General features: G+C 70.3%; 13 protein-coding genes and 1 pseudogene. 12 read left to right on the forward strand and 2 right to left on the reverse strand.

Annotated elements, in window-relative coordinates:
- Positions 1-292: AAA family ATPase (locus VEA62_RS14310; protein ID WP_414641913.1), on the reverse strand; the 292-nt coding region annotated here is incomplete at its 3' end.
- On the opposite strand from VEA62_RS14310, the pseudogene VEA62_RS14315 reads away from it, so the two are divergent.
- The 5 genes and pseudogenes from VEA62_RS14315 to VEA62_RS14335 form a co-directional block, all read left to right on the forward strand.
- Positions 257-1,261: pseudogene (locus tag VEA62_RS14315) on the forward strand (replication-associated recombination protein A); the annotation flags it as partial. The gene VEA62_RS14310 and the pseudogene VEA62_RS14315 overlap by 36 nt on opposite strands.
- Before the next feature lie 61 nt (positions 1,262-1,322).
- On the forward strand, positions 1,323-1,472 hold the full coding sequence (locus VEA62_RS14320; protein ID WP_324823016.1) for a hypothetical protein: 150 nt from the start codon (positions 1,323-1,325) through the stop codon (positions 1,470-1,472).
- A 3-nt stretch (positions 1,473-1,475) separates the two neighbouring features.
- Entirely contained in the window at positions 1,476-1,775 is a 300-nt protein-coding gene (locus VEA62_RS14325; protein ID WP_324823018.1) for a hypothetical protein, read from the forward strand.
- Between the two features lie 50 nt (positions 1,776-1,825).
- On the forward strand, positions 1,826-2,551 hold the full coding sequence (locus VEA62_RS14330; RefSeq protein ID WP_324823020.1) for an RluA family pseudouridine synthase: 726 nt from the start codon (positions 1,826-1,828) through the stop codon (positions 2,549-2,551).
- A gap of 52 nt (positions 2,552-2,603) precedes the next feature.
- Positions 2,604-3,116, forward strand: a complete 513-nt coding sequence (locus VEA62_RS14335; protein WP_324823022.1) for a CC0125/CC1285 family lipoprotein — start codon at positions 2,604-2,606, stop codon at positions 3,114-3,116.
- Here the strand turns inward: VEA62_RS14335 and VEA62_RS14340 are convergent.
- Positions 3,113-4,333, reverse strand: coding sequence for a hypothetical protein (locus VEA62_RS14340; protein WP_324823024.1), 1,221 nt, complete (start codon positions 4,331-4,333; stop codon positions 3,113-3,115). The genes VEA62_RS14335 and VEA62_RS14340 overlap by 4 nt on opposite strands.
- A gap of 204 nt (positions 4,334-4,537) precedes the next feature.
- On the opposite strand from VEA62_RS14340, the gene crcB reads away from it, so the two are divergent.
- From crcB to VEA62_RS14375, 7 genes are all read left to right on the forward strand, one after another.
- Positions 4,538-4,933, forward strand: a complete 396-nt coding sequence (gene crcB, locus VEA62_RS14345; RefSeq protein WP_324823037.1) for a fluoride efflux transporter CrcB — start codon at positions 4,538-4,540, stop codon at positions 4,931-4,933.
- Entirely contained in the window at positions 4,930-5,961 is a 1,032-nt protein-coding gene (locus tag VEA62_RS14350) for an RluA family pseudouridine synthase (protein ID WP_324823026.1), read from the forward strand. Before crcB ends, VEA62_RS14350 begins: the two co-directional genes overlap by 4 nt.
- A 163-nt stretch (positions 5,962-6,124) precedes the next feature.
- Complete coding sequence (locus VEA62_RS14355) at positions 6,125-6,799, forward strand: HAD-IA family hydrolase (protein WP_324823028.1); 675 nt, start codon at positions 6,125-6,127, stop codon at positions 6,797-6,799.
- An 8-nt stretch (positions 6,800-6,807) separates the two neighbouring features.
- Positions 6,808-7,572, forward strand: a complete 765-nt coding sequence (locus VEA62_RS14360) for an ATP12 family chaperone protein (protein ID WP_324823030.1) — start codon at positions 6,808-6,810, stop codon at positions 7,570-7,572.
- Positions 7,573-7,650: 78 nt separating this feature from the next.
- Positions 7,651-8,109, forward strand: coding sequence for a hypothetical protein (locus tag VEA62_RS14365; RefSeq protein ID WP_324823032.1), 459 nt, complete (start codon positions 7,651-7,653; stop codon positions 8,107-8,109).
- Positions 8,106-8,432 carry a transcriptional regulator gene (locus VEA62_RS14370; protein ID WP_324823034.1) on the forward strand — a complete coding sequence of 109 codons (327 nt, stop codon included), beginning with the start codon at positions 8,106-8,108 and terminating at the stop codon, positions 8,430-8,432. Before VEA62_RS14365 ends, VEA62_RS14370 begins: the two co-directional genes overlap by 4 nt.
- Before the next feature lie 65 nt (positions 8,433-8,497).
- Positions 8,498-9,266 (forward strand): acyl-CoA carboxylase subunit beta (locus tag VEA62_RS14375; RefSeq protein WP_324823035.1); only part of this gene is annotated, 769 nt, incomplete at its 3' end.

Consider the following 9,266-nt stretch of genomic DNA (forward strand, 5'->3'; position numbering starts at 1 on the left):
GGCCGACCTCTTCCTCGGCGCGGGCGATCAGGGTCGCAAGCGCGGACTCGTCGAGGCGCCGCAGGATCAGCACCTGGCAGCGCGAGAGCAGGGCTGCGTTGAGTTCGAAGCTCGGGTTCTCCGTGGTCGCGCCGACGAGGGTGACGGTGCCGTCCTCGACATAGGGCAGGAAGCCGTCCTGCTGGGCGCGGTTGAACCGGTGGATCTCATCGACGAACAGCAGGGTGGCCTGGCCGGCCGCGCGCCGAGCACGGGCGGCCTCAAACGCCTTCTTCAGGTCGGCGAGATCCACCGCTTCAACCGCGCCCAGCAGGACGGCTTCCTGCCCTTCGTGGAGGAGGGGATCGTCACCCTCGTCGGGGCCACCACCGAGAACCCGTCGTTCGAACTCAACGGCGCCCTGCTGTCGCGGACGCAGGTCTATGTGCTGAAGCGGCTCGACGACGCGGCCCTCGATCAACTGTTGATCCGGGCCGAGGCGCAGGAGGGCAAGCCCCTGCCGCTGACGCCCGAGGCCCGTCAGGCGATGCTGGCCCTGGCCGACGGCGACGGCCGCTACCTGCTGACCATGTCCGAGGTGCTGTTCGACCTGACCGGGTCGGAGCCCCTCGACGTCCAGGCCCTCGCCGGCATCCTGCAGAAGCGCGCCCCCGCCTACGACAAGAGTCGAGAAGAGCACTACAACCTCATATCCGCGCTGCATAAATCCGTTCGTGGATCCGACCCCGACGCGGCCCTCTACTGGCTGGCCCGGATGCTGAACGGCGGCGAGGACCCGCTGTATCTGGCCCGCCGCATCGTGCGCATGGCGGTCGAGGACATCGGCGAGGCCGACCCCCTGTCGCTGTTGGTCGCCAATGCGGCCAAGGACACCTACGACTTCCTCGGCAGCCCCGAGGGCGAGTTGGCCCTGGCCCAGGCCGTCGTCCACCTCGCCACCGCGCCCAAGTCGGTCGGGGTCTATGAGGCCTTCAAGGCGGCGAAGCGGGCGGCGGCCGAGACCGGTTCGCTGACGCCCCCGGCCCACATCCGCAACGCTCCGACGAAGCTGATGAAGTCGCTCGGCTACGGCAAGGGCTATCAGTACGACCCGGATACGCCGGAGGGCTTCTCGGGCGCCAACTTCTTCCCCGACGAGATGGAGCGCCGCGTCTTCTACGATCCTAAAGGCGAGGGGCACGAGGCGAAGGTCAGGGAGCGGCTCGACCGCTGGGCGGCGCTGCGGGCGAAGGCCCAGGCCGGCGACCCGCGAGAAGGGTAACCGTTGCCGTAACCACGTTTTCGGATCATTCTTCCCCACCGGACATCCTTGGGAGGGGACAATGACCGATACCTCGATGACGACGCGCACGCCCTGGCACCTCTGGGCGGTGGGCGTCCTGAGCCTGCTGTGGAATGGCTTCGGCGGCTACGACTTCATCATGAGCACGACCCAGGGCGAAGCCTATTTCCGCGCCTCCGGCTTCGACTAGGCCATGATCGACTACTACAACGCCATGCCTGCCTGGATGTACGCGCCGTGGATCGCCGGCGTCTGGGGCGCCGTCCTCGGCTCCATCCTGCTGCTGATGCGCAGCCGGTTCGCGGTTCACGCCTTTGCCCTCTCGCTGCTCGGGGCGCTGGTCAGCCTCGTCTACGGCCAGTTCATGAACCCGATGCCGGAGCTGCCGCCGGCGATGGCCGTGATGAAATACATGCCCTACGTCATCACCCTGATCGCAGCCTTCCTCGCATGGTACGCCTGGACCATGGGCAAGAAGGGCGTCCTGCGCTGACCGCCCGCTGACGGGCTGACGGGGGAGGGCGGTTCGCGTATGCACGCGCGGTGACCGACCGCTCCCCCGTTTCCCTGTCCGAAGGCGAGATCGCCGCCGTCCGTTCGTGGGTGCTCCACGAGGACCCGCACATCCTCGTCCTGAACAAGCCAGCGGGCCTGTCCAGCCAGGGCGGGCGGATCAAGGCGCATACGCTGGACGACCTGCTGTGGGCCTTCATGCGCTCCAACGGCAAGCGGCCCGAATTGGTCCACCGGCTGGACCGCGACACCTCCGGCGTCATCCTCGCCGCCAGGACCAAGCCGGCGGCCGGGTTCCTCGGCAAGGCGCTGCAGATGCGCCGTTTCCGCAAGACCTATCTGGCTCTCGTGTCCGCCGCCCCCGAACCACGGTCCGGCGCGATCGACGCCCCGCTGGTGCGTCAGGAGATCGGCCGCGAAAGCTATATGCGCGTCTGCGCCTTCGACGCCCCCGGCGCCCAGGGCTCGCAGAGCCGCTACCGCACCTTGTCGGCCTCCGAAGACGGGGCCCTGGTCGAGCTGGAGCCGCTGACCGGGCGGATGCACCAGTTGCGGGTGCACATGGCCCACATCGGTCGCCCGCTGGTCGGCGATCCCCGCTACGGCGGCGCCCTGACCTTCGCGGGCCGCGCCGCACCCCGGCTGATGCTGCACGCGGCCAGGCTGACCTTCCCCCACCCCGACGGCGGCGAGCGCACCGTCGAGGCGCCGCTTCCCGAGGACTTCGAGGCCCTCAGACAAGCTGCGGAACTGTAGGAACATTCCCCGCCGCCCGGCGCTAATTCAGAGAACCGCCCGGAGCTCCGCCATGAACCGCCTGAGCCTGCCCCTGATCGCCGCCGCCGGCCTCGCCCTGTCGGCCTGCGCCAGCCTCGCCCCCTACGGTCCCCAGATGGGGCCGAACGGGCAGGGCTATGCCGAGCAGCGGATCGAATCCAACCGCTTCCGCGTCACCTACAACGGCGTCGGCGCGCCGGGGCCGGTGGCCGACTACGCCCTGCTGCGCGCGGCCGAACTGACCCTTGCGCAGGGCTACGACTGGTTCGAGGTGACCCAGCGCTGGACCGACGGCCGCCTCGACAGCGCCGGCGGCATGCGCCCCAGCGTCTCCATCGGCGCCGGATCCAGCCGCTACAGCGGCCGCTATGGCGACTACCGCAGTTCGGGGGTCGGCGTCGGCGTCGGCCTGAACTTCAGCGGACCGTCGCCGACCTCGACGACGCTGGAAGTCGTGATGGGCAACGGCGAGACGCCCGACCGGCCCAACGCCTATGACGCCAGCAGCGTTCGCGACAGCCTGGGGTGGCGGACCGCGCCCTAGCGTCCGCCCCGCGTCAGGGCCCGGTACTCGACCAGCCGTTCCTTGTCGCGCCGCACCTGCTCGCCGACCGCATTGTCGACGTCCAGCGAGGCGTAGCGGACCCAGCCCTCGACGCCCAGCTTGTCCTGGATCGCGGTCACCGGCGTCTGCCAGCGGAAATACGACAGCCAGGTCACGACGACCCCGATCAGCACCGCCAGCCCCTGCAGGCCGCGGAACGCCGCCTCGTGTCCTTGCGGGACGGGCTCCAGCGCGAACACCGCCAGCCACACCAGCAGCACCAGCGGCGTCACCAGCCGGGCGAACCAGCGCATCCAGTAGCGCTCGCGCCGCACCCGCCACAGCTCCATCTGCACGTGCTTCTCCAGATACTCCATCCGCGCGCCCAGCCACATGGTCAGCCGGGTCAGGAACATGGCGCGCTGGCCCCAGCCCTTGCCGTCCTGCTGGAACTGGGTCTCGGCCTGGTCCGACAGGGCCCGGGCGTTGGTGAACAGGTTCTGGATCTCGCGAGTCCGCTGCACGATCTCGCGCGACAGCTCGTAGGAGTCGTTCTCCAGCCGGAAGCGGTACTGGATGAACAGGATGGCGTTCAGGCCCCAGAAGCCGGCCAGAACCAGCAGCATGCCGCCCCCGGCCAGCGCCAGCCCCATGGGCTCGGTCCCGGTCCATTGCGCGAACAGGGTCGGGCCGAAGGTGGCCAGCAGCATCAGTCCGATCAGCGCCAGCGCCTGGTTCAGCCGCTTGACGGCGACGTGCACGCACAGCGCCTTGAACACGCTGCGGCCATAGGCGTGGATGCGGCTGCGGATGTCCTGTTCGGCCGGGAACCGCTCCTCGATCTGGCGGGCGAACAGCACGTGAAAGCGGTCGGGCTTCCCCTCCGTCTCCCAGAAGGGGAAGATGTCCAGCGGCTGGTTGAAATACTCGTCGATATGGGCCGAGATGTTGGCCACCACGGCGGGGTCGGTCGAGAAATAGTCGCTGTCGCCGATCGGCCGGGTGATCCCCTCGTCCGACCGGGCCGGGCCCAGTCCGCGCGGCGGCCCGGCGGCCGGAATGGCGCGCTCGGAGTGGTCGGCCGCGCCGGGCGGTGGCGGATTGGCCGCGGAATGCAGCGGATCGCCGACCCGGGCGTCATGGCCCTGTCCGCCGTGGCCGCCGTCGAGAGGCGCTCCATGCGGATCGTGGGCGTGGCTATGGTCGTCGTGCGACATGGCGCTTCCGGCGGTCCTTCTGGTCGGTCGGCCAGCGTAGCAGATCGCACCGCCGCGCCGACGCCGTTCTCTCACGACGCGAAGCTGCGCCGTCGTTCCCGGTATCGCCGTTAACCGAACCGTCCGGCAAGTGAAGTTTCAGTCAGGAGCGCCGGCACGCCAGGCGCTCACACATGCGGTCGTGATGTGTATAAGCCGCCCATGATGACACGACTTCTCCTCATCGCGGCAGGGGGCGCCCTCGGAGCCGTCGTTCGCTATGGCGTCGGCGCATGGGCCTTCCGCCTGTTCCCGGCCTCGAACTGGCCGTGGGGCACGCTGGCGGTCAACGTCGCCGGTGGCTTGCTGATGGGTCTGGTGGCGGGCTGGCTGGCCTTCCGCGGCGGGCTGCACGGGGAGTCGATCCGCCTGTTCGCCGCCGTCGGGGTGCTGGGCGGCTTCACCACCTTCAGCGCCTTCTCGCTGGAGACGGCGCTGATGATCGAGCGCCGCCAATTCGCCATGGCCGGGGGCTATGCCGCCGCCTCGGTGGTCCTGTCGATCGCCGCCCTGTTCGTCGGCCTGATGGTCGCCCGCCGCGCCTTCGGAGCCGCCCTTTGACCGACGAGACCGCCGAAAAGTCTGACACGCCGAAGCGGGAGGTCCAGACGATCTACGTCGCCGAGGCCGAGGACGGCATCCGGCTGGACCGCTGGTTCCGCCGGCGCTGGCCGCACCTGTCCAACATCCAGGTGCAGAAGATGGCCCGCAGCGGCCAGATCCGCGTCGACGGCGCCCGCATCAAGCCCGAGGGCCGGCTGACCGCCGGCGCCGCCGTGCGCGTGCCGCCGATCCCCGACGACACCTCGCGTCAGGCCGGCGACGCCCACACGCTCAGCCCGCAGGACATCAAATTCGCCAGGTCCCTCGTGCTCTACGAGGACGACATGGTCATCGCCATCAACAAGCCGCACGGCCTCGCCGTGCAGGGCGGGACCAAGACCAGCCGCCACGTCGACCGCCTGCTGTCGGCCTGGGGGGAGGGGATGGACCGCCCGCGTCTGGTGCACCGGCTCGACCGCGACACCTCCGGCGTCCTGCTGCTCGGCAAGGGACCCGAGGCGGCCAAGCGGCTGGCCGGGGCCTTCGCCCGGCGTCAGGCGAAGAAGACCTACTGGGCCATCGTCATCGGCAACCCCAAGCCCGCCGCCGGCCAGATCGACATGCCGCTGAAGAAGACCGGCATCAACGACTTCGAGATGATGCGCCCCGCCGACCGCAAGGACCCGCGCGCCGAACCGGCCGAGACCGCCTTCGCCACCATCAGCCGCGCCGCCCACCGCGCCGCCTGGATGGCGCTCCGACCCTTCACCGGCCGGACCCACCAGCTGCGCGCCCACATGGCCGGCATCGGCCATCCGATCCTCGGCGATCCCAAATACGGCGACGAGAAATCGCGCGAACTGTCGGGCAATCTGAAGCTCCAGCTCCACGCCCGCAGCATCGAGCTGGAGCATCCGCGCGGCGGGATGCTGAAGGTCGTGGCCCCGCTCAGCCCCGAGATGAAGGCGGGTTTCGCCCATTTCGGCTTCGAGGAGGCGGAAGGGAACGAGAGCGATCCATTCGAAGGCGTGAGGCGGGTGCGATGAGTGGACCGATCCGTCTCCTCCCCGTTCGCGCCTGCGAATGGGGAGGGGGACCGCGAAGCGGTGGAGGGGTTCCGCCCGTGCGCGATCCTCACCCCTCCACCATCCTGCGCCTTCGGCCCCGGATGGTCCCCCTCCCCATCGCTGCGCGACAGGGAGGAGACACTTGAGACCCCTCGCAGTCTTCGACATCGACGGCACCCTGGTGGACAGCCGCGCCTCGATCCATCGCGCCGCCTGCGAGGCCGCGCGCGACATCGGCCTGCCCGAGCCGGACTACGACCGCGTCCGCCAGATCGTCGGCCTGTCGCTGGAACACGCCATGGCGACCCTCGAGCCCGGCTTGGACCCTGAGGATCTGGCCCGGTTCACCGCCGGCTTCCGCGCCAGCTTCCAGCGCATGTACGACGAAGGCCACGAGGAGCCGCTCTATCCGGAGGCCACGGCCACCCTGCGCCGCCTGCACCGCGACGGCTGGCGGCTGGCGCTGGCCACGGGTCAGAACCGGCGCGGCGTGGCCCGCAACCTGGCCCGCGAGGGCTGGGCCGACATGTTCCTGTCGTCCCACTGCGCCGAGGACGGCCCCGGCAAGCCCGATCCGGCCATGCTTCACGCCGCCATGGCCGCCTGCGACAGCGATCCGTCGCGCACCGTCATGATCGGCGACACCGCCCACGACATCCTGATGGCCCGCAACGCCGGCGTCCTGCCGCTGGGCGTCGCCTGGGGCTTCCACACCGTCGAGGAACAGGTCGCCGCCGGCGCCCGCCATGTGGCGCGCACCTTCTCCGAACTGACCGTCGTCCTCGACGGTTTCGCCGACACGACCCGCCCCGCCTGAGCCCCGACATGAGCCACATCCCGCCCCTCGATCCCAACGTCGCCGCCCGCAAGGGCTTCCGCGAGTCCGAAGAGCGGTTGAAACGCTTCTGGAACGCCGTCGACGTGGCGGGAGGGGAGGGCGGCTGGAGCGTCACCCTCGACGGCCGCACGCCGAAGACGCCCGCCGGGGCGAAGCTGACCCTGCCGACCGAGGCCGCCGCCCGCCTCGTCGCCGACGAATGGGCCGCCCAGGGCGAGTTCATCGATCCCGGGACCATGCCCGCCACCCGGCTCGCCTCCACCGCCATCGACCGCGTCGGCCGGGTGCGCGAGGCGGTCGCCGGCGAGATCGCCGCCTTCGCCGGAACGGACCTCGTCTGCTACCTCGCCGAGCACCCGACATCGCTGGCGGTGGAGCAGGCCCGCGAATGGACGCCGTGGCGCGACTGGGCCGCGCTGGAATTGGGCGTGGTGCTGGAGCCGGCCGAGGGGATCATCCACCGGGCCCAGGATCCCGCCGCCATCGCCCGGGTGCGCGAGCTGGCCCTGCGCCTCGACGACTTCGCCCTGACCGGCCTGGCCATGGCCGCGCCCCTGCTGGGCTCGGCCGTCCTCGCCTTCGCCCTGCAGCGCGGCGTGCTCGCGGGCGAGGCGGCGTTCGAGCTGTCGCGCCTCGACGAGGCCTTCCAGGAACGCCAGTGGGGCGTCGACGCCGAGGCCGCCGAACGCACCGCCGCCCGCCGCGCCGAGGCGGTGCTGCTGGAGCGGTGGTTCCGGGCGCTGGAAATCTAACTTTCCAAGGTGGAAAGTTTTCACTTGACGATCTGGAAAGTCATGGTCACTTTCCAGATCAGAAAGTGAGGACCGTCCATGTCTGAAGACCCCACCCCCGCCGAGGCCCTCGAGGCCATCGCCCGCTCGCGCCGCACGGTGCACGACCGCGTCGCCGCCGGCGGCTGGCGCTACGACCTGACCTACGCCGCCATCGTCGCCGGCATGGTCGGGGGCCAGGCCCTCGACATTCCCTTCAATGTCCTCGCCAGCACCCTGGGCGTGCTCGCCCTGGCGCTGATCTTCCAGCACGAGAGCCGCCGCACCGGGCTGCGCATCACCGGCGTCTCGCCGCGCCGGGCCCGCTGGGTGGCGATCGCCATGGGGCTGCTCTTCGCCGCCGTCATGCTCGGCGTGGTCTATCTGAGGCGCACCGCTTCGGACGTTCCGGTCGGCCTGGTCTTCGCCGCCGCCGCCGCGGTCGCCTTCGGGCTCGCCCTGATCGGCTCGCGCATCTGGCGGCGCGTATACCGGGCCGAGATGGGGACGGGCGAATGAGCCGGGTCCCGCAGTTCGACCCCGTCATCCACGCCCCCGGCCGGCTGCAGATATGCGCTATCCTGTCGGCCGCCGACGAGGCCGAGTTCGCCATGGTCCGCGACGCCATCGCCGTGTCCGACTCCGTCCTGTCCAAACACCTGAAGCAGCTGGAGGAGGCGGGCTACGTCCGGCTGCGCAAACAGGCCCACGCCGGCCGTCAGCGCACCTGGCTGTCGCTGACCCCCGCCGGCCGGACCGCCTTCGCCGCCCATGTCGCCGAACTCCAGCGGCTGGCGGCGATGACCGCGCCCGAGCCGCTGGGGCAGGGCTTCTCGGGCTGAGGAAGGCGGGGGCGCTTGCCTCCGCCTCCGGCCCTCCTTAAGCCTCGCGCTCAAGGAGACGCCCCATGCAAGACATCCTCGAACAGCTCGAAGCCCGCCGCGCCGCGGCCCGTCTCGGCGGCGGCGAGAAACGCATCGCCAGCCAGCACGCCAAGGGCAAGCTGACCGCCCGCGAGCGCATCGAGGTGCTGCTCGACGAGGGTTCGTTCGAGGAGACCGACATGTTCGTGGAGCACCGCTCGCACGACTTCGGCATGGAGAAGCAGCGCATCCCCGGCGACGGCGTGGTCACCGGCCGCGGCACGATCGGCGGCCGTCTGGTCTATGTCTTCTCCAAGGATTTCACCGTCTTCGGCGGCTCGCTGTCGGGCGCCCACGCGGCCAAGATCGTCAAGATCCAGAAGATGGCCCTGACCAACGGCGCCCCCATCATCGGCCTGTTCGACGCCGGCGGCGCCCGCATCCAGGAAGGCGTGGAGAGCCTCGCCGGCTATGCCGACATCTTCCTCCAGAACACCCTGGCCTCGGGCGTCATCCCCCAGATCAGCGTCATCATGGGCCCCTGCGCCGGCGGCGACGTCTACAGCCCCGCCATCACCGACTTCATCTTCATGGTGAAGGACACGTCCTACATGTACGTGACCGGCCCCGACGTGGTGAAGACGGTCACCAACGAGGTGGTCAGCCACGAGGACCTCGGCGGCGCCCGCGTCCACGCTGGCAAGTCGGGCGTCGCCGACGGCGCCTTCGAGAACGATCTCGAGGCCCTCGCGGAGGTCCGCCGCCTGATCGGCTTCCTGCCCCTGTCGAACCGCGACAAGCCCCCGGTCCGCG

The sequence above is a fragment of the Brevundimonas sp. genome (assembly GCF_035627475.1).
Taxonomy (GTDB): Bacteria; Pseudomonadota; Alphaproteobacteria; order Caulobacterales; family Caulobacteraceae; genus Brevundimonas.